This window comes from Flavobacterium sp. (assembly GCF_039916025.1).
Classification (GTDB): Bacteria; Bacteroidota; Bacteroidia; order Flavobacteriales; family Flavobacteriaceae; genus Flavobacterium.
Genome location: NZ_JBDSMB010000142.1, coordinates 72753 through 98832 on the forward strand (window position 1 = coordinate 72753; position 26080 = coordinate 98832).

Genomic DNA, 26080 nt, shown 5'->3' on the forward strand with positions numbered 1-26080 from the left:
TGCGATTTCAGCTTACTGTGATGTGATAATTATTCGGTGTTTGAGTTGAGGCATTCGGATATCCAATCTTCCAATGCTTTTTTTTGCAACTCGCTCAGCATAGCATTTTTATGCATTGCTGTGTATGAATTCAATGGCATTTCACCGGAGCTTACTTGTTTGGCAATTGCCCGCAATTTACTTTCCTGTTTGCGATTGGAATAATTCCCAAACTCGCTAAAGTTCAACTCTTTTTTTCCCTCTGTTATATGACTGTCCAAAAATGCACGAGCAGGCTGTATATAAGAGTACCAGGGATAATTGGTATTATTGCTGTGGCAATCATAGCAGGATGTATGCAGTATGTTTGAAACCGTTAGTGGCATACTGTACACTTTTTCGATATGAGCAGGCGAAACCTGCCCGTTTATATTACGGGCAGGCTGGTAGAACTGAATCAGCACAAAAAGGATTAATCCTCCGAGCGCTATTTTCCTAATCGCCTTTTTCATTTTAAAGTTCTTTTTTGACCGATCCACAAGTCAGCATTTTACTGCCTTCGTATGGGTTTTTTATTTCTTTGAATTCACTAATCCAGATTGCACCTTTGCCATCGTCTGCCATAGGGCAATAATCCTGATATAATTTTTGTGTTGCTCCAAAAGTTTTAATCAAATCGCTTATATCTTTGCTTAAAAGCACAAAATGCTCTCTTTGATGTGGAATATTGCCACCATTATCACCAATATGTTCAGCATGTTCTTTGGCATCATCAGCAATATCAAGATAGTCTTTTTTATTTTTAGCATCGATTGAGTTTACATTTACTGCATTGAAAGTAGCATATAATGTTTTTCCTGCAGTTGATGCACCTTTTGTATCGTCTTTGGTCAAGGCATTTTTTAGAGCCAAATAATTACTCACTAGTTCGTTTATAGAAAACGTGGCCTGTGCAGCTTCGGTTGTCGCTGCTTCTTTAACTGGTTCTGTTGTTGCTTTTTCAGTAGTTGTAGCGTCACTTTCTTTGGTTTTTTGATTGCAAGAAACCAATAAGAACGCCATTACTATGGCTGAAATAATTATATTTTTCATTTTATTATATTTTTTAATTTGTTATCAATTATACTGCTATTGGCAACATTTTTTTATGAATATTTTTTTGAAAATCCACTTTAGAATATTTAATGTTTTTTTCATATTGAAAGATTATAGTGAGTACACTTTTTAGATTAATAATTGCTACAGGATTTTACTCCCGCAGCAATTTTAATTACTATTTAACCTTTAAATAAGAATTATTTTTTCACTAAATCCATTCCGCATTTAGGGCATTTGCCACCTTTAATGCCAACTACTTCCGGGTGCATTGGGCAAGTGTAAACAGCAGCAACTACTTTTTTTGTTGTTTTCTTTTTTGTCATCATTTTCATTTTGTCGTTGCACATTTTACCGCTCATATCCATACAATCTCCTTCTTTCATCATCATTTTTTTACCATCTTTCATAGTGCATTCTCCGTTGGTCATACAAGTAGTTCCGTTTTTCATGGTCATTGTTTTGTCCATTGGCATTGTTTTACCATCTTTCATACACATCATTTTACCGTCTTTCATCATGCAACAATCTTTCATTGCATGGTGTTTGGGTTTGGTTTGTGCATTTGCATTGCTAACCGCTAGGAAAAGCACCATTGTAAAGAATGATGTAACTACTGTTGTAAAAGCATTTTTTGTTTTCATAATAAATATTATTTATTTAATTTCGTCAGTACCGCTGTTGCCCGGTCTTCAGTATCGCTGTTGCCCGGAATATTATAGTTGTAAACTTCGTAATCGCAGTGCGTTCGCAATCACTGATACCGAACTAAAACTCATTGCTAAAGCTGCTATCATTGGAGAAAGCAATATTCCAAAAAAGGGATATAAAACACCTGCTGCTATTGGAATTCCTAAAACGTTATAGAAGAAGGCAAAAAACAAATTCTGCTTGATGTTTCTCATTACGGAATGACTTAGGTGTTTCGCTTTTACGATACCCAGTAAATCTCCTTTTACGAGAGTAATTTTCGCGCTTTCTATTGCCACATCAGTTCCAGTTCCCATTGCTATTCCAATATCTGCTTGGGCTAATGCAGGAGCATCATTAATACCATCGCCAGCCATCGCCACAATTTTACCTTCAGCTTGCAAGCGTTTTATTTCTTTGAGTTTGTCTTCAGGTAAGCAACTCGCTTTATAGGAACTTAAATGTAATTCCTGAGCCACTGCTTTTGCTGTATTTTCATTATCTCCTGTGAGCATAATTACTTCTACACCCTGGCTTATCAATTCTTTGATTGCCGCTATACTAGTTGATTTTATAGCATCTGTTATAGACACATAGCCAACTGCAATGCCATCTATTGCGATATAAGAAACCGTTTTTCCTAATTTTTGTTCTGTGCTAATTTTGCTTTCCAGATCATCAGCAACTTTAGCACCGACCTGCTCCATTAATTTTTTATTGCCAACTGCCACTTTTTTATTGGTTACAGTTCCTATAGCACCTTTGCCAGTTATTGCTTCAAAATCTTTAACCTCAATTAATTTAATCTCTTTGGTTTTAGCATAATTAACAACCGCTTGTGCTAACGGATGTTCACTATATTGATTTAAGGATGCTATATTTTGCAATAACTCATTCTCCTCATTTTGTGTTGAAAATACTTTCTCAACTGATGGTTTTCCTTCGGTAATTGTTCCTGTTTTATCGGTTATTAAAACATTTACCTTATTCATTTTTTCTAAAACTTCTGCATTTTTTATGAGTACACCTGATTGCGCGCCTTTACCAACACCTACCATTACTGACATTGGAGTGGCTAATCCTAAAGCGCAAGGACAGGCTATAATCAACACTGCAATAGCATTGATGAAACCATATACTAACCGTGGTTCAGGTCCGAATTTTGCCCAAACAAAAAAGGTAATTACTGAAAGAATGACTACAATAGGAACAAAATATTTAGCGATACTGTCGGCTAATTTTTGGATCGGTGCTTTAGAACGGCTTGCCTCATTGACCATCTGAACGATTTGAGAAAGCAAGGTTTCGGAACCCACTTTTTCGGCAATCATTACAAATGATCTGTTTCCGTTAATAGTACCTGCGATAACTTTATCATCTACTTTTTTATCAACAGGAATAGGTTCTCCAGTAATCATAGCTTCATCAATACTACTTTCTCCATCAGTAATTTTTCCGTCAACCGGAATTTTGTCTCCGGGTTTCACCCGTAACAAATCTCCTTTTTTAATATCGTGTATTGAGATTACTTTGTCTTTACCATCAATGACTAAAGTTGCTTCTGTGGGTGCTAGTTTTAATAGTTCTTTAATTGCACTACTGGTTTGACTATGTGCCCGGGCTTCCATTAATTGCCCTAATAAAACTAATGTTAGAATTACGGTTGCAGCTTCAAAATAGAGGAGTACTGTGCCTTGTTCTGTTTTAAATTCGTTTGGAAAAATATTTGGAAAAAACATTCCAACTAAACTAAATATAAACGCTACTCCAGTACCAATACCTATTAGGGTAAACATATTGAGGTTCCAAGTGATTATTGATTTCCAAGCCCGGACAAAAAACATCCAACAGGCATAAAAAACCACGGGGAGTGATAAAAATAATTGCACCCAATTCCAATAAACTATTGGCATTAGCTGCACCAATGGATTATTAGGCATCATTTCTATCATAGCAATTGCAAATACAGGAACCGTAAACCCTACTGCAATCTTCATTTTGAACAGCAGGTCTTTATAGGTTTTCTGTTCTTCGGATGCGGATGGTTCCATTGGTACTAAAGTCATTCCACAAATAGGACAATTACCCGGAGCATTTGTTATAATTTCAGGATGCATTGGGCAAGTAAATTGTTCATTTTGTAATGCAGTAACTTGTTGTACTAAATGCATACCGCAAACAGGACAATCGCCCGCTTTGTCATATAATTTTTCTCCCTCGCAGTGCATTGGGCAATAGTATTTCCCGTTGGCATTATTGGCTAAATTGACCGTTTCCTTATTTTGATGGGCAGCTGAATTGCAACAAGATTTTGTTGTAGCATTTTCTGTATTTAGTGGTAGATCAGCATCATTATCAGCAGTAATTGTATACTTTCCTGCGACTTCTAAAGCTTTTTGTAATTCAGCAATAGGAATATGTTCGTTCATTGTGATTTTTGCTCTTGGCGGATTTAAAGTAACCTTGGCTTCAATTCCTGCAATAGTATTCAGAGTTTTCTCTACTTTTGAACGACAACCATCACATGTCATTCCTGCAATTTTATAAGTATGATCCATAGTTGTTAAGTTTAAAATTTTACTGTAAAGGTGACTCTGATATGCTACTTTGCTATTGTACAATTATCGATTCTTTGTGTATCTTTTATAGATTTTCAATTGACAATCGTTTTTGCCCTTTTAGATTCTTAAAATCAGTAGGCGTCAGACCAGTTACTTTTTTGAATTGCTTGCTTAAATGTGAGGTACTGCTGTAATTCAATTGGAATGCGATTTCGCTTAATGATAATTCATCATAAACAATTAATTCTTTTACCCGCTCAATTTTTTGAAGAATATAATAACGTTCTATTGTAATGTTTTCCTGCTGTGAAAAGAGACTACTGATGTAACTGTAATCCTGTCCAATGATTGTTGTTATAGCTTCGGATAAATTGATTTTTAGAAGATTACTTTTTGAATAGACTAAATCGATAATAAGATTTTTTACTTTTTCGATTACCCGACTTTTTTTATCATCAATCAATTCAAAACCCAGTCTTAAAAATACTTCATTTAGTTCGGAGACTTTTTCTTTGTTCAAGGTTTCAATAATATCTACTTCACCAAGTTCTACTGTAATAGGGTGAAGTCCGAATTTTTCTAACTCGGATTTCACTACCATTTTACAGCGGTCACACACCATATTTTTGATATATAGTTTCAAAACCTTACTTTAAGGTTTCAACTGTGCTTCCACACGTGAGCATCGCACTTCCGTAGTATGGATTTTTTACTGCTTTATCTTTACTAAGCCAGTTTGCCCCTTTGCCGCCGTTAGCCATTGGGCATTTTTGGTAATATATTGTTTCGCCAGCAGGAAAAGCTTTCATCACTTCGTGCATGTTTTTAGACAGTGTTACGAAATAATTACGCTGGTTCTTTGCATCGTTTGTCCCAGTAATTTGCTCAGCATCTTCTTTTAGTTCTGAAACTACTTTCATCCAGACAGTGTGTTCTTCGGATTTCATTTTATCCATTGAGAGAGCATTAATTGCTTTTGTAAGTTCAGAAGCTTTCGCAGCAGCGGTTTTGCCGTCAGATTTTACCAATGCATCCTTGATACCAAAATAGGATGAATACACATCAACCATTATACTATTCTGGTCTTGGGTTGCTACGGTTAAGTTTTGGTCAGGACTATTTATTGCATAAGTACCTGCAAGTGAAAATGACAGCATTGCTGCCAAAATAATTCTTTTGAAATTTTTCATTATTGTATTTTTAAGATTAAAATTAATTGGGTTTTAAACAAACAACCTTATCCGGAACATGTTAATGCCGGATGCTGTACTTTAAACTAAAAAATCAAATTAGGAAAACCTGGTTGAGCAGGTAAATGGGGTGCTGGTATAAGTTGGGAGGTCTCGGAAGATGGGTTGAGGTCAGTTTAACTTCTGAGAAAGAATATTTGGCATCTATCTGAAATGCTGGAGTAGAAGGCATTACAAAAAAACTCACTAGTTTTGGAGTAATGACTTCGGTTTTTTGCTGGTTGTCTTTTAACTTGAAGGTATATTTTTTATTATCGCAGCATTTTTTATTTGGTTTACCGGGCTTGCAAACACATTTTATAATGTTGTTTGCCTTCATGTTGCTTTTATTGCATTTACTCCATGATACCGTTACGCCCAATGTAGGTGTCAGGTATATAAAAAGGAATAGTATCGCAATGGATTTCTTCATAATACAATCAAAATTAATCTAAAAATATAAATTTCTGCGAAAATTACGATTTATTTAAGAATTGTATTTACAAAATCACAAAGAAACGTTACAGGATTAATTACTCAATTGGTTCTCTTGCATATTCTTAGCTATTTTTATTTATATCATCAAGATAAAACTGTAAATCATAAAGACAAATCAATTCATCATCTTCATCTGTAGCTTGAGCCAACTGAACGAAATTAATGTTTTCATAAAATGATTTTTCACCTAACAAGTCCTGAATCATAATGGAGATCAACTGCATCAAATTGTTGTTATGGGAATAAATTGTATAATTCTTCAGATAAACAATCATGTCAATTTTTTTCTCACCATCATATTCGAATGGCGTGAATTTGAGTTCGCTTGTTTTTAATGTAATATCACCAAAAATGTATGGTTCATCCAAACCTGCTTCCATCTCATCATAATCCTGTCGAGGCTGGATAAATGCGGTAAATTTCCAATCCCATAGTAAAGGAGCTGCCTTAATCAGATTAATTGCCCTTGTGAAATATTCGGGATTGCCTTTTGCTGTAATCAGGAGCTGCATTTTCTTTTTCTTATTTTTATGTTTTGGGAATACCAGAATGTATTCGAGTCCCGGAGCATAGAAATGCAAATGCCAGTTTAACCAAAATAAATAGTGTTTTTGGTCTTTCACCTTTAGTTCCATAAGGGATTTTAATTGAGTCTTATGGTCGTTAAACCATGACCAGAAGTGTTCTGCTGCTTTGTTCATTTTGTTTATTTATAAATTAACGTTTGTCTTTGGTATTTTTATCGTAAGAAATGAGATTTACCATTTGCCGAAGTCTACTTCTTACCCTAGCACCATAATGTGTTTCAATTTCGGGTGCTGAAAGGTTTGATGTAATATGAGTTTTGATTTTTTTGCTAATGAAAAGATCATAACGACTCAATAGTATCTCAGCGATTACGTTGCATTCATTGCCATAATATTTCAGGTTATTTTCGACTCCCATATCGTCAAAGCAGAAAATTTTTGGATCTGCTTCATATAGCTTTCCCTTGCTGTATTTATGTATTACTTCGTAACCATCATTTATAAATTCAAAACTCACTTCTCTGCATGGTTTGATACTGAATTTTTGTTCAGCCCGAGTTAGGTATTTCATGATATTCATTATGGACGTTTTGCCGCAACCAATAGGTCCAACTAATAGAATTCCTTTACTGAGGTTAATTCCGAACTGAAAAGCAGTTTGTTCATCGTTCAGAAAATAGGCAATCAGCCGATAAATGACTGTATAGTCCGTTTCTTTTATACTGAAACTGTTTCCATATAATTCAACACCTTTCTTTTCAATCCATTGCACTACATCTTTATAATCATAATGGCTCGGAATAGTCTTTTCCTGCTGAAGTGTCCAGCTGTCGTGTCCCATCTGTTCGTTCATGTGTTCGTTCATGTGTTCGTTCATGTGTTGTGAATTTTGGTGTGTTTAACATCCAGTTTCTGGCTGCTGCCTGCCAGTCGGCCATTGGCGTTTTGCCTCCGACAAGCCAACCAATACTTTTGAAATAATTGAAGAATTTATTGGCTTCGAGCTCAGGATATTTCTGTTTTTTGAAATACGCAAGGACTTCCTCAATAGAAGGGACTTTAGTTTTAGCGAGTATTTGCCGACTGGTGTTGTTGCGCTCTGCGCTATCGGCGAATGCCTGAGAAGCCGCTTTCGATTCCTCATCAAATATCTGTTCAGGCATTTCTTCTTTTTTGGCGGAACTTTTTTCTTCTTTTTGAAAATTTGCTACATGGTTTTTAAAATCAGAATTAATTTCTTCAATTTTTTTTGCTTGCTCGTCCAAGTTTAAACTGTTTTCAATGTTTAAATTGTTTGTAATGTTTGTATTGTTTATATAAGGTACTACGACTTGTTCATTAACCTGTTCAGTACTTGTTTCAGAACCAGTACAGGACTTGTTCACAACTTGTTCATTGACTGGTTTAAAATTTGAACTGGTGTTTTTTGGTAAAGGTTTTAAATCATCGGAAAAATTGAATAGAAAGACATGACTGCCTTTGAACGGATTGTAGGATGGTTCGTATTTGATATAACCCTGTGAGTGCAATGCTTTCAGGCATTTGTGATAGGTTGCTTTTGAACTGATCTTGCTAATTCTCATTATTTCATCGCGCGAAATGCTTATTGGGTTTCTGAACCGATTGCAATTCCAGAATTGAAAGAGCGACATGTATAGACTTACATGGGTTGGATTAAGATTTCTATCAGTAGCCACTTTTTCGAAAAAGCCTGTTAGGTGTTTTATGTAGTTCATGAGAATTACGAATTACAAATGGTTTCCCGCCTTCGCGGGAATGACAATTGAGGTATGACAGTTATTTGAATAGGGTTGGATTGGCGGTGACTTTGTTGGTCGTTAAGAGTTTTTCAATATCAGCGTTGTTGTAATAGAGTATGCCGCCGATTTTGGTGTAGGTGAGGGTTTTGTTGATACGGAGCGTTTGGAGTGTACCAGGGGAAATGTTTAGAAGTTTACGAACTTCTTTGGATTTGAGCCACTGTTTGGTTTGTTGTGGGTTATTTTTTAGGAGTTCCTTTAAATCAGCGAGTAGGAGAGTACGGAATTCGTTTAAATCTTCACTAGTAATTACCTGGATTGCCATAACTGATGTTTTAGATTGTTATGGTGCAAAATTGTGGAGTTTGATTTTATTTAAATCACAAGTCGGTCACAAGTTGTGAAAGAAAAAATGTCAATTTATCAAGAAATGTTCGCAGATAGTGACTTCTTTAACTTGTAAATAAAGTAGGTTGGTGAAATACCTGTTCTGTTTTTGAATGCTTTGGTAAAATTTTGAGTAGAATTAAATCCGGCTTCATCACCTAATGCCTTATTGGTATAATTACGGAACCGGCTTTCTGTTTTGAGTTCCTGAATGATGTAATCTATTTTCAAATCTGTTATGTATTCAATTGTTCCTTTATCCCTGTGCTTAAAAATAACTCTGGTAACATATTTTGTATTGGTATTCAACAATGTTGCCATTCTAACTAGGTTCATATCCTTTTCGAGGTACTTTTTGTTGGTTTCAAATTTTTCTAATCTGTTCACAATTCCTGCTTCAATATCGGCGCTTATATCCTGTGATGTTTGTTTATTGTTTCTGGGCAGATTTTTGATTTCCTGTTTTGCACCGACATCCAATACCAATTCCTCATTGTTGCTTTTAAGAGTTTTTAGTTGGGTAGTATCACGTTTCATTAGTTCTTCAAACAGGTGTTTATTCTTGAAATGTCGGTTTACCAAATAGAGTATAACAAGCGCCATCAGGATAATGATGCTAAAACCAATAATTGTTCTAAATGTCATTGCATTTTCAATATCCTGTTTTGATTTTAATAATTCTTTGGTATCGTATTCTTTGACAATTTTTTGTAATAAGTATTTGTAGTTCTGCCCGAGCAGATGATCCACTTTTAAAAGTTGATTGATGTAATATAATTGCGATTTGGTATCATTTTGATTTTTATAATAATCGATTAACCGTTCGTAGCTTTTTCGCAAATCGGGACGGATGTATTTTTCTTTTTCAAATATTTCATCGACTTTTTTAAGATAGGTAATTGCGTTTTCCTTTTGTTTTAGTGACCAATAAGATTGTCCAATGTAGTAGTATGCCACTGATTCGTTTGCAAAATCTTTCAAATTGATGATAGCCGGCAATGCTGAAGTCAATTTTTTAATTGCCGCTCCGTACTTTCCTTTACAATATTGATTTATACCTTCAGAATGAATGAAATAGAATTCCATACCTGTATCTTCCAACCTTTTGCCTTCATCGATTCCCATTTGATTGGTTAGTGTACACCATTCGTAATTTTCAATATGATTGTAACACAATCCTAAACAATGAAGTGAGTTGAGATACGCCCGATCATTCTCTTCCTTAAAAAAATCTATGCACTCTCTTAATAGGGAAATTGCTTCATCATAAAACCCCAGGTAGTACTTTGTTTGTGCAATGCCATATTTGACTTTGTAAATTAGATATGGACTGTTAATCTGTGCTATATAGCTATCAGCAATTAGATAATTGTCAAGTGCTTTTGTAGGTTCCATACGACCGTAATGCACAACCCCTTTTGTCATATACGATGAACCAATTAATTCGATGTCTTTAGTACGATTGGCCCATATTATCATACTGTCTGCATAGGCAAGGCGGGATTTCTTATCTGCGTTAAGGATTAATGCTTTATATACCAATGCCAATTGATAATAGTTCTTCTTTTCTGCTTTGGCTTTTCTTAACCAAGCCTGGGCATATATGTTTGATCTAACCCTATTGTTTAGATTGGAACTAAATCCTTTGCTCAAATAATCAAAATCCTTTGTCGAAAGGCTGTCATCGATATTACTATTTGGCAACTGTGCCATTGTCCAATTTACAATTAACAGTACTACTATCAATAAGAATTTCTTTTGACTCATTTTTAGGGATTATACGCGCATAAAGTACTCGCAGAGCAAAATACGATAGGTGACAAATTGCGAATAAATGTAAAAAAATAATCTTAAAAGTACTATTCAAAAAAACAATTTAATTGGGAATATACTGATATAATGCAAGTGTCTGAAAGGTTGTTAATTACTTAAAATTATGTGGTGTTTCATTCGGGAATTAAACATTTTCGATTCCCGAATGGGGTAGCTGTTGACTTGTGGGACGTTAAATGTCCCGTTAGTTTTGCCTCGAATTCAAATGGTTTTTGTTATGAGCAAAACCAATAACAACTGTTCAGACTACCCCGGGCGAAATGAACTGAAAAAAACTTTTCAGTAACATTTTAAAACATTAACAACCATGAAAAAAATATATTCATGCCTACTAATTTTGACTTTTTTTACTTCTTGTAACGATGATTTGAATACTCATCAGGAAGTTAACACTAACACAATTGCCAGCAGGGCAATTAATGAAGTATTCCCTTTAAATAATGATAATCCATATGACAATGTTGGACAGCTTCATGATGATCTATTTGAAACTTATTATGCTAGCGGAAACCTTCCAAGTGATATTTATGGAATTATCAATAGGGTTGAATCTATTGCTAATTCTAACAACACATTCATTAGCATGAAAGGAGCCAATTACCAGACTGTTGCGCCTCAAAGGGTTCAGTATATTCTGGAACATAAGAATACCTGTATTGCTGATATAATTTCAAATAGTTCGATGACAACTGCTGCCAAAGTGAGTCTTGCCGATTTTGTCAATTCTCTTATCCAATATTTCCCAACGGAATTTAGCGGCGATGTCCTAAGTGACTTTGTTGTAAAATACGAGAATACTATAATTGCTAGTCCTTTGTTCACTACAAATGATAAAAGAATTATGTTAATTACCACTTCGGTTGCTAGACATTCTACTTATATGGCCCGAAAGAAGCCCAAAAAGAATACTGATCCTGACTGGATAATATTTGTTGGGAATATTATTGCCGCTACTGAAGGTGCCGAAGATGGATATGCTAAGGCTGTTACGTTGGCACTTGCGACCGGTATAGCACAGAATTAGATACCTCGCCCTAAATCCCTCTCCTTTGGAGAGGGATTTTTAATTTTCGTCTGCATCATCCATGCGTAGTATGAGTTTTTCCTTTAAGGTATTTAGGAACTTCGTTCTTTCAGATTTTCTTGCACGGATTTCGAGAAATGTTCTGTTGAACTGCCCTAAATCAACATCAAATGCAATTTCAAAGATGTTTGCTACTTCTTTGAGTTCTGATGTGCCATTATTGAAAACACCTTCAGCATGCAAGGCATAAATTAGTTCGATTAATGCTACTTTGGAGCCGGTCCATTTTTTATTGGTTGTAGTGTCTTTTTCTTTTGGAAGGATTTCATTTGGAGTGTCCAATTTTGTAAGCTGCTCTTCGATAAAGATTTTTATCATATCATTTGCCAGAATCATTGCAACTTTGTAATCGTGTGATGTTGAAAAACGACTATCAGCCTGGAAATAAAAGCTATCCAATGTTAGTTTTACATCATATTTACCACGTATGAAATACTTATTATCAAGGTGAGTGCTGCCAGTACGGTAATACTTGTAAAATTCTAAATTAGTATTGAAGAAGGCAGCGAGTTTGCCTAGTTCGGTTTTATAGTATTTTCGCAGTGCTTTTTCGGAATCGAAAGGTTTGTTCGTTTCTATGTTGTAGATTTCATTGAAGTAAATGAGTTTGGCTGCGAATTGAGGTTTGATGTTCCGAAAGAAATCTATTTCATCTGTTTTAGATTGGAACTTATGCTTTATGAAATGAGTTTTAAGTTTTTCTAAAACGCCTATTGCTGCTTTTATGCTTTGCTCAGTGCAACTTACTTTGTTCTCAGATTCATGATTGATTACTTTTAACTGATTGTTTAATTCTGTCTTTAATGTTTCGGAAAACAATTTCATTTGCTATGCTTTTGAGTTGACAGAAGCAAATCTATCCGTGTAGTGTGTTGTAAACAAATACTATGATGTTTGATTCCCGAATTGAATAGTAGTTATTCCCGAATCGCATAGGGTTTTTTTTGTGAAGCTTGTAGTTTTACTAATATTAAAAAATGAACTAAAGTTTACCGAATGTTCACGGGACATTCTCCTCTTAATTTCAAATTCTTAATTTCAAATCCGAATGGAATAGTAGATTTTCTTAATTGTGCGGTGATTGTACTTTCTATTCACCGCAAAAATGCGGTGTAAATCTAAATCCTTTAAAATGAATGGTTTTTTATTTATTGCTCTGTTGTATTTATTATTTATTTTTCTTTTTGCAAGGGAAGTTAAATTAGACCATAAACGGCATCTTGCAGCTGACCGATTAGGTGATGAGCATATTTTGAGGGAAGTGGGCCGTTTTCTTGAAGAAAAAAGGCTTGAAAATAAAATCTAAAGCAACAAATCAGTTTCTTGCAAATGTCATTAAAGGTTTGATATCGCCTTTGTCTCCTTCACGAATGGCACTTATATACGCTTTTCTGATTTCGTCTGCCTTTACCATGTTGGAATGGTTCCACGAAAAAACGAGGTGAGCAAAAACGGATTCTATTATTATATCTGCCATAATGCGAGAGTGCCTTCCATTCCCATTTGGAAAGCAGTGGATATTTACTAAGCGGTGCTTGAACCTTATCGCAATTTCATCAGGTGGATATGTTTCGTTGTTGATCCAGAAAAGGGTATCATCAAGTAAAACCTTCAATTCCGTGCCGATTTTTATCCATGATACCCCAATGTTTTTTTCTGACCTTCTGAATTCGCCAGCCCATCTCCATACTTCACCAAGCATTCTTTTATGCAGATTTTTGATGAATTCTTCTGTAAGTATGGTTTCTTTTTTTAATTTTTGACGCATAATCCATTGTATCGCCTTTTCAATATTTAGCTGCTCGTATTCGTCAAGTTCACCATGTGTGGTAATTGTCGTGATGAGCAAACCTTCTTTTTCTTCCTCACTTAATGGCGTCTGCCCATCTTCATATACAAATTCTAATCCCATAATGATTTGTGCATTTCACGTTTAAGTTCGCTTGCCAGTTCCATAATGGCATGGTTTATCTGTTCGGGGCTGTTGCCCTGGTTTTCGAGCTTCATGTTTTGATTGGTACGCAATACAATTCTTTCGGCTATTGCAATTGCTTTAGATGTTACCATTTCGTCAATTGACCCGTGCTTAGGAACAAAACCATAGATAAACTGCATATCCAATGCTTTTCCCATTTCCCGGAGTGATTTGATTGATATTGACTCGGTAGCTTCGCGCTCTTCTATTTTTTTAATGCCCTGCTTAGTCATTTGGAGTTTCTCACCTAACTGTTCTAAGGTCATATTTAATGAAGTGCGGATAGTGTATATCCAACCCTGTTGGGGGACGATTACTTTTTCTGTTCCCTGAAAAGGTTTCAGCTTTCTGTCGAGCTGTTCTATAAGTAGTTTTTTAGTACTTCGCATAACATTTACGTTTACAAATTTCATCAAAAGTAAACATATATATTTACAAAACAAATAAAAAGTAAACTTATATGTGTACTTTTTATAATTAAAGTAAACGTAATGGTTTACAAAGTAAGTAAAAAGTAAATACATACGTTTACTTACCTACTTGACCTTGTGGTAAAAAAAGACTAACTTTACCGACCGGAATTCGTTTCGATTTCCGTTCACGCGCGTAGCACTGTTTGTAAAACAAACAGTGCAGCGTTTTTTTTTGTTATGTAGTCAACCTAACAAAATCTTAGTGATGAATTTACCGTACTCCAATAATTTGCACATACCAAAACTCGCTGCCTCGTTCGGCAAAACTTCAGTGACTATAGTTTTGCGGCTTAATTGATTTTATTGAAACATTATCCACTTCGTTTAGGATAGCCACGAAGTCAGGAGATTTCGTGGAGCGGGGTGTAATGAATTCAATATCAGATTAACATTCGTTACTAACAAAAAAAGCCAATCGTGAGATTGGCTTTTGATAAACACTGGTAAATATATATCTTAGATAACGTTTACATTGGTTGCTGTTGGCCCTTTCTGGCCATCTGTTACATCATAAGACACCTTGTCGTTCTCCTGCACCGGGCCATTAAGACCGGTTGCATGTACAAATAAGTCTGCTCCGCCATTACCTGGCGTAATAAATCCGAAGCCTTTGGCTTCATTGAAAAATTTAATTGTTCCTTCGTTCATAAAAATAAATTATTAAGTGGCAAATATACCTTTTATTATTGATTTTTAGGTATTTAGTCTTACTTGTTTAAAATATTGCAATACATAATTAACCCTATCGGTTTTTTATGAACATTGATTTGTGATACCTCCATTTCCCTATCTTCGTCCTACCACAATTATTTTTTATGAATCTTCCTTATTCTGAAAACCTTCCTGTATCTAAACTTGCCGCTTCGTTTGGTAACACCTCAGCGACTTATAAGTCTTCATCTAAATACTTCTCAGGACTTCATTTTATTTATGAATTATAATTACTTAGTTCATTTACAATTTTAATGAATTTACTTATTATTTAGTTTTATTTCATAAATTTAGACACCATTTTAAATCAAACACAAGCAAAAATAATGATTTCTAAACCTCATATTTATTTTGATAATGCGTCGACAACAAGGGTCGATGAAGGAGTTATAAGAGTAATGAATTCCTATCACACCGAACTTTATGGAAATGCTTCGAGTTCACATAAATTTGGAATGCAAATAAATGCTGCTGTAGAAGATGCAAAAAGTAAAGTAGCACAATTGATAAATGCTAAAGCTAAAGAAGTAGTATTTACGTCAGGAGCAACAGAATCTATAAATACTGTTTTAAAGGGTATTGTTAACGCAAATCATTTAAAAAACAGAAACAAGATCATTACTGTGTCAACAGAACATACAGCAGTTTTAGATACATGTCATTTTTTAGAAGAACAAGGAATTGATGTTATTTATTTACCAGTGCAAAAAAATGGATTAATTGATCTTGAGATTTTAAAAAGAAACATCAATGAACAAACCCTAATTGTTTGTGTGATGTTCGTGAATAATGAGACTGGCGTTATACAACCTATAAATGACATTGCCAAAATTGCTCATGAAGCTGGGGCTATGATGTTTACTGATGCTACTCAAGCAGTTGGTAAAATTGATGTTAATGTGGTTGATTTGGATATTGATTTTATGGCGTTTTCAGCACATAAATATCATGGTCCGAAAGGAATTGGAGGTTTCTTTGTAAAAGAAAAATTTATAAAAATTCTTATTCCATTTATTCATGGCGGTAGTCATCAAAATGGGTTAAGAAGTGGTACTTTGAATGTACCTGGAATAATAGGATTTGGTGAAGCATCGAGTATTGCTATCGAACAGGAAGAAAATATTAAGAGGATAACTAGTTTAAGAGACTTACTTGAACATGAGTTGTTGAAAGTTGAAGGTTCTTTTGTAAATGGTGATTTGAGTAACAGAGTTTACAATATTTCTAATATAACTTTTTCAGATATTGACGCTGATGTGGTTATTCGCTTGTTAGATAACATTTGTGTTTCAAATGGTTCGGCTTGCAGTTCAGCATTAATTGAACCATCTTATGTATTGAAAGCAATGGGGCTAAATGACAGCGAGGCTTTCTCTTCATTAAGATTTAGTTTGAGCAAATACAATACTACAGAAGAAGTTTTCTATGCAGCTAACAAGCTCAAAGAAATCATAACTCAATTAACACCTAAGAAATATGTTTAACCTAACTAACGATGAACTTTTTCGTGCATTATACCTTTCTCCAACAGAAGAAAAAATCGATGAATTAATAGTCAGCCAGCTAGATATATTTAAAGATGAAAATTGGGCACCAATTGGTGACACCGAATCAAATTTTAGCATTATTGAAAATCAACAATCTAATCCTATTGCAGCTTTGGTTGAAAAGGTAACCAACTCGATTGATGCTTTATTAATGAAGGAATGTATTTTGAAAAAAATTAATCCAAAGGATGCAACCGCACCTCGAAACATGGATGATGCTTTGAACCTATTTTTTCCAGATAATAAGAATTGGGATTTAACGACATTTAGAAGAAAACAAGCAGAGGAAATACAAATACTAGCTGACGGACCAACAAGAGAAAGCTCGGTTATAATTTATGATAATGGAGAAGGTCAACATCCTAGTGATTTTCAAAAAACCTTTCTTTCGTTAATGCGAGGGAATAAGAATGAAATACAATTTGTTCAAGGTAAATACAATATGGGCGGAAGCGGTGCTATTGTATTTTGTGGAAGGAAAGGCTATCAGTTAATTGCCTCTAAGAGATTCGACAATACTGGTGAATTCGGTTTCACTATTATCAGAGAGCATCCTTTGTCACAAACTGAAATGCAAACTAAGAAAAATACATGGTATGAATATTTAGTTATTGATAATAAAATTCCATCATTTGCTATTACTGAGTTAGATTTAAATCTATATGGAAGAAAGTTTAAAACTGGAACTATTATAAAAATGTATTCCTATCAGATGAAAGGAATATATGGTTTTGCCCAAGACCTTAATCAAAGTTTGAATGAATTTTTATTTAAACCTGTTCTTCCTTTTCTTACCGTAGATAAAAAAGAACGCTATCCAAATAATCCCGTTTTGGAAGCAACGGTTTATGGACTTCAAAGGAGATTAGAGGAAGAAAAAAACTATGTTGAAGATTGGTTTTCTGAAGTTTACGAGGATAATCTTTTTGGCAACATGAAAGTTACATGTTATGTATTCAAAGCAAAGCAAGATGGCAAGAGTGTTAAAGATACCAAGGCTGATATTCAAAGAAGGTATTTTAAAAATAATATGTCTGTTCTGTTTTCAATGAATGGTCAAGTTCAAGGACATTATACCTCTGAATTTATATCAAGAATGGGATTTAATCTATTAAAGCATTATGTCTTAATAAGTGTGGACTGTACTCAAATGAAATATGAGTTTAGAAAAGAACTTTTTATGGCATCCAGAGATAGGTTAAAACAAGGTACTGAATCAGATGCTTTAAGGGATTACTTAAAAAAGAAATTATCAAAATCAAAATTAGACGAAATTAATAAGCATCGTAAAGATGCCATGGGAATGGAAAGTGAGGATACAACTGAACTTATAAAGTCTTTTGCCAGTAACCTTCCTAAGGATAGTGAACTATTTAAATTGTTACAGAATACCTTAAAGTTAGAAGAAAAGAAGAAAGAGAAACCGGAACGTAAAGAGCCAAGTGCTAATCCACATAAGGAACCAAAACCTTTTAATCCTCAGCGGTTTCCAAGTTATTTCAGACTGTTCCATAAAAAGGATGATAAAACTATTATCCGTGTCCAAGTTGGAGGAGAAAAAACATTAAAGTTTGAAACAGATGTTGAAGACCATTATTTTGACCGAACTGAAGAAGCGGGTGATTTACAAGTTAGTGTTTTAACCATCAAAAGGAACGAGACTGATGGAGGAACAGACAAAGGAAAGGGGAAAGAACCCGGACAACTTATTAATATTGTAAAATCAAGCCCTGACAAAGGAACTATCAAAATTACTTTTAATCCTGACACAGAGTTACGACAAGGTGATGAGATTGAAATCCAAGCTTCATTGAAAGGTGCAGACAATCAATCTTTTGATGAAATTGTCTTTTTAAAAATTGTGCAACCGGATAGCCCGAAAGAAAATGCACCCACTCAAAATGATGATGTCAGCAATATTGGATTACCGGAGTTGATAAGAGTAAAAAAAGATCAATGGGATAGCCTAGCTGCAGGCGGTGTAACGATGGATTATGATACTGTTATGTTTCCACAAGCTTCCGGAGACAAATTAGAAAAAATCTTTGTCAACTTAGATAGCCATGTTTATTTGAATCACCGCAAAAAATTGAAAAATGAAAATCAACTTTCAATTTCAGAAAAGAAGTATATCACGGGTGTGTATTTTCATTCTTTGTTTTTATACATGATTACCAAAAGAAAAAACTACACTATATCTGTAGAACAAAACGGAAGCGAAGAAAATATTACCATAGATGACTACATCATGGATGTTTTTGATAGTTACTATAGTGATTTCTTATTGAATTTTGGAATGGAACAGCTAATGGGAGCACTTGAAGAATAAAAATTAGTTTATAATACACTCTTGGTTTATTTTTTGAAATAACGGTATAATATCGGCGACATTTTTAAATCTTATAGTTTTATTATGATGTAGCATCTTTCTGAGAATCCAAAAGACACGTTCATTTTCCTTATTAAAATCAAAGAAATTGATATTACCTATAGGTGCATTATGCTGAAATATATACCAAAAAAGCTTTCCTAATTGAAAAATATCTGATTGATGATCAATTTCACAATCATAGACATATTTGAATCCTTTATTTTCACTTAAGTGTTTATTCATTACCTCTGGAGAAACCCATCCTCTTGGTCCAATAAATTCAGCCTCTTCTTTAACCTTATTATCTAAACTTTTTCCAGCAACCAAGCCTAAATCTCCAATTTTCCAACTATTTCCGACAAAAAGAATATTATCTGGCTTTATATCTCTGTGATAAAAAATTTGCCTATCTAGCTGTCCTATCCCATCTAATAGCTCTAAGCATAACTGAATTTTGTTTTCAAATTGTAGATCGCTATGCTTTTCCTCGATAAAGGATTTTAAGTCATATTCAGCAAGTTCCATTGTATAAAATAGATACAATTTCTTCTCTATTATACATTCACCTTTCTCAAAAATATTTATGACATTTTCTGAACTTCCGGTAATATTATTACATGATTCTAAAGCTTGGATTTCATTTAGAAAACGCAGATGTACATCTTCAAAAAGATTTTTTTGCATGAATCCTTTTTCAAAAGGGAATTTCAAAATCTTCATAGCAGCTAAAGGAATAATTGCATCAAAGCTTTTTTCTCCATTAATTTGATCAACTCTGTATAACTTTAGTATAACTGAATTCCCCCCCTTATTTCCTTTATTAGTAAGGTTATTAAATAAATAATCCACGTTTCCAATTGAAATAAGGTTATTGCTTATATTCTGTAAGTTAACATTAAGCTTACGTCGATACATTTTTACAAATTCAGGAAATAAGAAGTTTGGCATAGAGATTATTTTAGTAATTCTGTATTTAATAAATAGTAATCCCCAGTTTTTGTTAGATTAATTTTTTTATCGCCATACAACTTTCCAAAAAAGGTTAAAATATTAAGTAATTTAGAATTTTTTTCAATTTCATCAATTGAATAAGTATTTAGTAGTACATTTTCCCAAAAAGACAATCTTTCCTCTCGTGCATTTTTTGAATTACTTTGAGAAACACAATTAATAGCATATTCTTTCAGAGCAGTGCAATCATCGTTAGTTGGCCTTATGTATTGATTGTCCTCACTGTCTTTTTCGTTTAATTTAAGAAGAATGTTATATTGAGTTTTCAATATCTGTTCACTCAATGAGTTATATTTATTCAGAAAACAGAACATTGTGTAGAAATCATTTTTCTGTTTATATCTAGTTTTGTTTAATGGAAAAATATTATCCCAAATTGTAAACTTTTTAATAATGCTTTCAAATGAATTTTTTAATAATAGGTACTCATTCTCTGTTATGTCATTGGGAAACATTTCCTTTTCGATATAGATTTTTTTATCGCGAATGCCCGCAAACTCATAACTAGGATTGTTAGCTATGTCTTTATTGTACATATACAAGTAGCCAATTAACTCTTGAACAAAATCTCTATCATTAAGTCTGCTAATTGATTTGTCAGTAAACAGATCAAGATTTATTAATAATTGATTGTTTGCAAGTTCTTCTGCTAACTTTAAAAATTTTGTTTCACTATAATAAGCTTTTTGCCTTTCAGGATCATTAAGGATAAGACCTTTTTTATTGATAAAATAATATATTTCTCTAATTTCATCATCGTTAGTGTCATGAATATATACAATAGGTAATTCATAATTCAAAAAAATATCATTGTCTGGTACATTAATATTGTCAGACGATGCTATTTTAATTTGACCTTTATGGTATTTGATAATTGTTCTTGATCTTTGCTGCCCATCAACCATCTCCATTTTTCCATCTTTTAACACTCTAAGAAATAAATTTGGTAGTGGGAAGCCTTTTGATATAGTTCTTATCAGTGCTTTTTGATCGGGAAGTGACCAAATAAATCCTCTTTGATATGAAGGAGAAAGAATTATCTTTTCTGACACTGCCAATGCTATTAATTCCCTAATTGTGATAGTAGAATATTTATAATGCATATTTTTATTTTTAAATAAAGCAACTTGCGCAACCTTCACCTTCAGCATCATCTAATAAATCTAGAAGATAGGGTGACTTTTTATTTTGTGCAATTCTTTGGGTTCTTTTGATATTGTCTTCTTTTATTTGAGCAATTCGCTCCGGTTTTATAATGTCTTGAAGGCTTTCGTCCTGCATCCAGGTATATCCATCTTTTTCATATTCCATTGCCAAAGTAAATTTGTCCGGATGCTGTTCGTACAACCAAATCCATTCTATCTTTTGTTGAAAAAAACAAAAGAAACATCCTGAACGACTCCGAGCATATTCGCCAATCTTCCCGTTGATTTCATATTCTACCTTTTCGTAATACTCAGGAACACCAACACCACTTTCTTTTAGAATTCTGAAAATGTCGTCTCTAACTAGGTTATCTTCATTATCTAATAAAGCAAAATCTTCTTCGTGAGCTAAAGGATATTCCGTTGTTTTTAGATAATCGAATACAACTTTGTTAAATGCAATGATATCAATGTCTAAAAGTGTATTTAATTTATCTTTCAAATCATATTTAGGAGAAATAGGTTCTGTTACTACTTCTTTGATTCTGTCAAATTTTTCAATTGGACTGTATTTTTCGTAAACACTAACTAAGTTTTGTATGTTACTATTTTTTAAAATACGTCTAGTAACATCTTCGCTCCAAATATTTTTTCTAAAAGGGAAGATGGATTGAATATTACTTTTTTTAGAAATATAACCCTCTCTGTCTTCGTCGCCTCTTATACCTACATATGATATAACCGGGTCATTTCCTACCCATTTTTCGAATGGTTCTAATTTTAATTTTTTTGTACACCAACGGGCATTTGAAGAGGGCAGGTACCCGCCGTAGAGTTTTAAAAAATGGTCAAAGGGGTCTTCATGGCTTCTGTCAGCCGCTTCTATTCTTGTGACTGTTCTACCCGTTAGTTTTTCAATATTACTTATTAGATTATACGTTTCTTGAAGTTCTTTGCCAGTATCAGTAAAATAATATTCTATTCCTAATTCAGGGTATTTATCAAAAAGATAAATTGCTAAAGCTCCACTGTCTTTACCTCCTGAAATTCCCATTACATGTCTTACCTTTTTCATTTTTTAAGTTCCTGCTGTAATAAACTAGTTAATATGGCAATATTTACTCCCGAATCATTACCTAACAATAATTTAAGTTCGGCTTCTTTTTTTTGTGCTTCTTTAGTCTTTTCTTTAGGTAAACGTACTAAATTTTTCTTTAAGCCATCAACAAATGATGTTATTTCGATTTTAAAGATGTCTTCTTTTTCTTCATCAACGTCCTTAGAACTGATTTCGCACAAGTTATCTAATTCTCGTATAAGTTCTGTAAAGCTTGAGTATAGTTTAGCTTCTTCTTCATCCGTTATAAAATCCAACGTTTTGCCAACGACAACCTGAACGAGAGAATTTAGCCAAGCCTCTTTATCATCCAAAGGAGAAAATAATCGCTGTATAAACACCCTTTCATTAGGTTTCAATAAGTGTTTTTTAATCTTATTAAATCTATTTTGCAGTTTTATCTTAAAATCTTCAAACGGAAGCTTTTCACCAATAATATCATTAAGCAAATAATATTCAAATCTTTCCAGCAATGCTGAATAACATAATCTTATTTCTTTGATTGCCTTTTGCATTTCAAAAAAGTATTGCTCCAAAATTTTGGAGTCATTCTGTAATTGAACAATATTATAACCCATCGTTTTTGGAAACTCCTCAAAAAATGTTTTTTCCGGGTCTTTTGACTGTGCAATTGCATTTCTTAAATCAATTGCTTTGCTGCTTAAGCGTTTTGTGTTTTTTGCATAGAAGTTTGTCTCCTTATAAAACTTAAGAAAAGGTTTGATGGTTTCAACAAAATTTTGATTTGTAATTGTATCTTTTTCTGTTTGTTCCAATAAAACTCTATACTTATTGAAGAGTTTTAACTTGATCCCTTCAACATCAAACGTTTTTATTTCAAAGCTACCCGGATTTTTCCCAACTAAGTCTAGGGTTTCATCTGAGAGATCTACCACATAAATATCATTGCTAAAAAGAGCAAAGTCGTTTCGTTTAGCAAAAAGAAAAATTGGAATCCAAAAATCTATAAATCCTTGTTTTAGTTTGAATGGTTTAGTCGATAATTGGTCTGCAAAATCCTGAAGATTTCTTTTACTATGCTTTGCTGAATTCAGGAATTCCTCTCCGATATCCCACAAGTCATTAAAGCTCTCATCATTTGGCCTCCCTATTTCATACTCATTTTCGCGTGTTAGAGAGTGCATTCCTGTTTCATTAAGTAAGCTTAGATAAATAGTTCGGTCGGGAGGGAAATTATTTCCTTCATACCCTAAATTGTCAATAGTCCAATTATCAACTAAACTTCTAATTAGATTTTTCTTTGCAGTAGTTATTGGAGTTGATAATTTTGTCCTGTTAACCATTTCATTTCTAAAAACAGGAGTACTGCTATATATTCTATCGGTTATTATAGAAAGCTTTTGATTTAATATTCTTGGATTTGTTATTAGTATCTCCTCGCCATCGATATACCATTTCACTTTTTTGTTGGCTGAATATAAATCTTCTAAGACCAATTTGTTCAATAATTTTACCTGATGCTGTCTGATATTATCCAATTCATTAACGGCGATTTTATCATCAATGTTATCAGATTTTACTTTTTCTATTTTTAGTATTTCGTAGATAGCATTTAAAATTAAATCTGTGTCCTTATAATGGGCAAAAACTATTGCTTCTTCTGATTCTCTAGAAAAATTAATAATATCTCGCTCATTTATATAATTAGAAAAAATCAATTGAATATATCCATCAACTTCACCTTCCGCGATACTGTTAGTGGGTGCGTCAACTAATTGGAATTCAAAAAACCTTGGCGTTCCTTTTCTATAATATATTGACTTTGCATTTACAAAGTTGAAATTAAAATGTTGCTCTAAATAGCTGATAACATTACTGGGTTTTTCAATTTGTAAAGCGGCTTCCTGCAATGCTTTTTCAATATCAAGGTCAGTGCCTTGAGTTAAGACATATCGTTTTAGATAGTTTTGGAATCTTACTATTTTAAATTTGAGCAATTCATCAACAATGCTTTCGACATTGTTAACTTTAAGTGCTTGCTCCGAGTATTTTTTTATAAATTCTAAATCAATTATTCCAACGGCTGAGGTTAAAATATTAAGTATGCCAATTGTTTTTACAATTTTAATGGCCTCCATTTGGTTTTCAGAAAAAAGCCCTTCTATTTTTTCAATAGATGTTCTAATTGTAGCCCATTGTGAAAAATGAGGATTAAATTTGCTAGTTAAAAATGAATAATAATTATGAATTAAGTAATCGTAAACACATGCTAGATTGTAATAAGGATTTTCATCTTTATTATAGTCTTGAAAACCGTATGGATCGTTAGATTCTAAAAATGAAAAAAGAGATCTTTCATTTTGTCCATATTTTTGAAGAGCAATTGTTAAAATTGCAGCAGATAAAATATCAAAAGGCAAAAGTTCTTTTGCTATTTCCTTACTAAAATAGTCTTTTAAGGGAAAAAGTTTTTTGTCACTAAAAAGTTTGAAGAGACTATCAAAATCTACAGTGTTCTTTTTAAAATTTAATTGATCTACTCTTTTAGCTGCAAGGTATAACAACTGTTCAACAGGCTCGTTGAAAGTTATTTCTTTTAGCCGCCCTTTTACCTTGTCCCATTCATTTTGTTGCAGGATGGATAATCCATCTGAATATCTATTAAAATCCTGATGTAAGGTCGATACAAGAATTATATTTTTTTTACTATCATTTACAAATTCTGCTAATTCCTGAATAAAATATAATTCTTTTTCCGGATTATTTTTAGATGCAAATTCTAAAAATTTACCGAATTCATCTACTAGTATAACTAAACCCTTATTTTCTTTTTCTGTCTTTAGATAAAACGATTTTAGATTATCAATAATATCTTTAGAAGCATACAGACCCTTTATACCAAGCTTATTAGCAAATGACTCTTGAAGTGATGAATATTCTCCAATGAATCTTATAAAATTAAATTCTTTAAGACCTTGTATGTTATCGTTGTCAAAAAAAAAATTAGTTGCCTTTCTTAAATCATTTTCTATAGCCCATAAAAAAGCAGATTTACCAATACCATAGGCACCTACTAAATTAAAGGCCCTAATTCCAATTTGATAATTATTTATTATCTGTAAAAAAGATTGAATTGCATTAGGTGTAGGGATGTAATTTAATACTACTTCACTATCCCTTACAATATTTACTGAAGGTGAAAATACACTATTTTCTTTAGTTGTAATATTCATTTAATATATCCCATTTGTTAATGTTCCCCTTAAGCTGCAAGACTTGATTACCTGCAGTTTCGCTGTACACGATGGTTTTGCTGTATTTGTTTACGATTTGTTGAATTTTGTTATAAAGACCTTCTGCTGTTAAAGCAAAAACACTTCCTGGAGAGTTATAGCCCACTAAAAGTTGACGGAAACTAATGGATGTTTCATTTTTAAAATTATCTAAAATAACAAAGAGTATGATTTCAATTGGAAGTTCTTCTCTATTACTACCCTCAATTCGATACCAATCAATCAAATGCTCGTCTATATTTCTTTTCTTATAGTTGGTGATTAGGTCTAGATCCAAAAACATATTTGAAAAAACATCTTCAATTTCCAATCTAGTTTTACTATCTGGTCTTGAGTAGTTTTTCAATAAAACATTTATGTCCGAATTAATTGTGTTTTCATTGTATTTGATTTCAGCATCGTTTTCGTTGCATTTTCTTTTTAAAAAAGCATGAAACTGCTCTTTAGTAAAATCGACTCTTTCTTTGCGGAATTCATTAAATAATAATGAATATATTGAAGCTTTATTTTTTTTTATTAGGTTGTAATGTAAAAGCCAAACTGTTCCATTATCCTCCAAATAAGGGTCTAAGCCATTTTCTGAAAATATATTTGTCCCAAAATCAGTTACGGTATCATTTTCTTTGATAATATTAAATGCTTTACTCCAGTATCTTATTGAGTTAACCATATTTTTTCCAACACCTAATTCAACAACAGCTGTATCATCATTAAATGAATGCAATGCGTTCGCGAAATCGAATCCCTTTTTTAGCCAAAATTGCTTACATGCGAAGGATTCATGACCGGAAAAATGGAGTTTATTTTTTTCTGTAGTTAGACTACTCATTAAT

At 33.2% G+C, this 26080-nt stretch carries 25 protein-coding genes; 4 read left to right on the forward strand and 21 right to left on the reverse strand.

Going from position 1 to position 26080, the window contains the following annotated elements; genetic code table 11:
* Window positions 1–29: 29 nt before the first annotated feature.
* The 12 genes from ABIQ27_RS10610 to ABIQ27_RS10665 all read right to left on the reverse strand — a co-directional run bounded on the left by ABIQ27_RS10610 (window position 30) and on the right by ABIQ27_RS10665 (window position 10493).
* Entirely contained in the window at window positions 30–491 is a 462-nt protein-coding gene (locus ABIQ27_RS10610; protein ID WP_348033872.1) for a heme-binding domain-containing protein, read from the reverse strand.
* A 1-nt stretch (window position 492) separates the two neighbouring features.
* Complete coding sequence (locus ABIQ27_RS10615; protein ID WP_348033873.1) at window positions 493–1071, reverse strand: DUF3347 domain-containing protein; 579 nt, start codon at window positions 1069–1071, stop codon at window positions 493–495.
* A 203-nt stretch (window positions 1072–1274) separates the two neighbouring features.
* Window positions 1275–1718 carry a DUF6799 domain-containing protein gene (locus ABIQ27_RS10620; RefSeq protein WP_348033874.1) on the reverse strand — a complete coding sequence of 148 codons (444 nt, stop codon included), beginning with the start codon at window positions 1716–1718 and terminating at the stop codon, window positions 1275–1277.
* 72 nt (window positions 1719–1790) lie between these two features.
* Window positions 1791–4322: a heavy metal translocating P-type ATPase gene (locus ABIQ27_RS10625; RefSeq protein WP_348033875.1), complete on the reverse strand. Its 2532-nt coding sequence runs from the start codon at window positions 4320–4322 to the stop codon at window positions 1791–1793.
* An 85-nt stretch (window positions 4323–4407) separates the two neighbouring features.
* Window positions 4408–4926 carry an AraC family transcriptional regulator gene (locus ABIQ27_RS10630; RefSeq protein WP_348033926.1) on the reverse strand — a complete coding sequence of 173 codons (519 nt, stop codon included), beginning with the start codon at window positions 4924–4926 and terminating at the stop codon, window positions 4408–4410.
* A gap of 46 nt (window positions 4927–4972) precedes the next feature.
* Complete coding sequence (locus ABIQ27_RS10635; RefSeq protein WP_348033876.1) at window positions 4973–5515, reverse strand: DUF3347 domain-containing protein; 543 nt, start codon at window positions 5513–5515, stop codon at window positions 4973–4975.
* Window positions 5516–5609: 94 nt separating this feature from the next.
* The gene (locus ABIQ27_RS10640) at window positions 5610–5987 is read right to left on the reverse strand and encodes a hypothetical protein (RefSeq protein ID WP_348033877.1); all 378 of its coding nucleotides are present in this window, start codon (window positions 5985–5987) and stop codon (window positions 5610–5612) included.
* 127 nt (window positions 5988–6114) lie between these two features.
* Window positions 6115–6753 carry a hypothetical protein gene (locus ABIQ27_RS10645; RefSeq protein WP_348033878.1) on the reverse strand — a complete coding sequence of 213 codons (639 nt, stop codon included), beginning with the start codon at window positions 6751–6753 and terminating at the stop codon, window positions 6115–6117.
* 16 nt (window positions 6754–6769) lie between these two features.
* On the reverse strand, window positions 6770–7456 hold the full coding sequence (locus ABIQ27_RS10650; protein ID WP_348033879.1) for an ATPase: 687 nt from the start codon (window positions 7454–7456) through the stop codon (window positions 6770–6772).
* On the reverse strand, window positions 7365–8315 hold the full coding sequence (locus ABIQ27_RS10655) for a transcriptional regulator (RefSeq protein WP_348033880.1): 951 nt from the start codon (window positions 8313–8315) through the stop codon (window positions 7365–7367). Before ABIQ27_RS10655 ends, ABIQ27_RS10650 begins: the two co-directional genes overlap by 92 nt.
* Before the next feature lie 61 nt (window positions 8316–8376).
* A complete protein-coding gene (locus ABIQ27_RS10660; protein ID WP_348033881.1) occupies window positions 8377–8664 on the reverse strand; it encodes a helix-turn-helix domain-containing protein in 288 nt (95 codons plus the stop codon).
* Between the two features lie 98 nt (window positions 8665–8762).
* Entirely contained in the window at window positions 8763–10493 is a 1731-nt protein-coding gene (locus tag ABIQ27_RS10665; protein WP_348033882.1) for an AraC family transcriptional regulator, read from the reverse strand.
* Window positions 10494–10866: 373 nt separating this feature from the next.
* Here ABIQ27_RS10665 and ABIQ27_RS10670 point away from each other — a divergent pair, with 373 nt between their 5' ends.
* Window positions 10867–11583: a hypothetical protein gene (locus ABIQ27_RS10670; RefSeq protein ID WP_348033883.1), complete on the forward strand. Its 717-nt coding sequence runs from the start codon at window positions 10867–10869 to the stop codon at window positions 11581–11583.
* A gap of 39 nt (window positions 11584–11622) precedes the next feature.
* On the opposite strand, the gene ABIQ27_RS10675 is transcribed toward ABIQ27_RS10670, so the two are convergent.
* On the reverse strand, window positions 11623–12468 hold the full coding sequence (locus ABIQ27_RS10675) for an RteC domain-containing protein (RefSeq protein ID WP_348033884.1): 846 nt from the start codon (window positions 12466–12468) through the stop codon (window positions 11623–11625).
* Between the two features lie 307 nt (window positions 12469–12775).
* Between ABIQ27_RS10675 and ABIQ27_RS10680 the strand changes: the two genes are divergently transcribed.
* On the forward strand, window positions 12776–12949 hold the full coding sequence (locus ABIQ27_RS10680) for a hypothetical protein (protein ID WP_348033885.1): 174 nt from the start codon (window positions 12776–12778) through the stop codon (window positions 12947–12949).
* Window positions 12950–12958: 9 nt separating this feature from the next.
* Here ABIQ27_RS10680 and ABIQ27_RS10685 read toward each other — a convergent pair whose 3' ends face one another.
* From ABIQ27_RS10685 to ABIQ27_RS10695, 3 genes are all read right to left on the reverse strand, one after another.
* On the reverse strand, window positions 12959–13555 hold the full coding sequence (locus tag ABIQ27_RS10685; protein ID WP_348033886.1) for a mobile mystery protein B: 597 nt from the start codon (window positions 13553–13555) through the stop codon (window positions 12959–12961).
* On the reverse strand, window positions 13546–14142 hold the full coding sequence (locus ABIQ27_RS10690; protein WP_348033887.1) for a mobile mystery protein A: 597 nt from the start codon (window positions 14140–14142) through the stop codon (window positions 13546–13548). The genes ABIQ27_RS10685 and ABIQ27_RS10690 overlap by 10 nt, the downstream gene beginning before the upstream one ends.
* Window positions 14143–14547: 405 nt before the next feature.
* Window positions 14548–14739: a cold-shock protein gene (locus ABIQ27_RS10695; RefSeq protein WP_348033888.1), complete on the reverse strand. Its 192-nt coding sequence runs from the start codon at window positions 14737–14739 to the stop codon at window positions 14548–14550.
* A gap of 389 nt (window positions 14740–15128) precedes the next feature.
* On the opposite strand from ABIQ27_RS10695, the gene ABIQ27_RS10700 reads away from it, so the two are divergent.
* Both ABIQ27_RS10700 and ABIQ27_RS10705 read left to right on the forward strand, forming a co-directional pair.
* Window positions 15129–16286, forward strand: coding sequence for a cysteine desulfurase family protein (locus ABIQ27_RS10700; RefSeq protein ID WP_348033889.1), 1158 nt, complete (start codon window positions 15129–15131; stop codon window positions 16284–16286).
* Window positions 16279–18678 (forward strand): hypothetical protein, encoded by a 2400-nt coding sequence (locus tag ABIQ27_RS10705; protein WP_348033890.1) that lies wholly within the window; start codon window positions 16279–16281, stop codon window positions 18676–18678. Before ABIQ27_RS10700 ends, ABIQ27_RS10705 begins: the two co-directional genes overlap by 8 nt.
* A 3-nt stretch (window positions 18679–18681) precedes the next feature.
* On the opposite strand, the gene ABIQ27_RS10710 is transcribed toward ABIQ27_RS10705, so the two are convergent.
* From ABIQ27_RS10710 to ABIQ27_RS10730, 5 genes are read right to left on the reverse strand one after another with little or no spacing between them, the layout of a single operon-like run.
* A complete protein-coding gene (locus tag ABIQ27_RS10710; protein ID WP_348033891.1) occupies window positions 18682–19668 on the reverse strand; it encodes a protein kinase in 987 nt (328 codons plus the stop codon).
* Between the two features lie 5 nt (window positions 19669–19673).
* Window positions 19674–20885 (reverse strand): DUF262 domain-containing protein, encoded by a 1212-nt coding sequence (locus ABIQ27_RS10715; RefSeq protein WP_348033892.1) that lies wholly within the window; start codon window positions 20883–20885, stop codon window positions 19674–19676.
* Complete coding sequence (locus ABIQ27_RS10720; RefSeq protein WP_348033893.1) at window positions 20845–21951, reverse strand: phosphoadenosine phosphosulfate reductase family protein; 1107 nt, start codon at window positions 21949–21951, stop codon at window positions 20845–20847. The genes ABIQ27_RS10715 and ABIQ27_RS10720 overlap by 41 nt, the downstream gene beginning before the upstream one ends.
* Window positions 21948–25187 carry a hypothetical protein gene (locus tag ABIQ27_RS10725; protein WP_348033894.1) on the reverse strand — a complete coding sequence of 1080 codons (3240 nt, stop codon included), beginning with the start codon at window positions 25185–25187 and terminating at the stop codon, window positions 21948–21950. The genes ABIQ27_RS10720 and ABIQ27_RS10725 overlap by 4 nt, the downstream gene beginning before the upstream one ends.
* Window positions 25171–26076, reverse strand: coding sequence for a DUF4007 family protein (locus ABIQ27_RS10730; RefSeq protein ID WP_348033895.1), 906 nt, complete (start codon window positions 26074–26076; stop codon window positions 25171–25173). Before ABIQ27_RS10730 ends, ABIQ27_RS10725 begins: the two co-directional genes overlap by 17 nt.
* Window positions 26077–26080 lie beyond the last annotated feature (4 nt).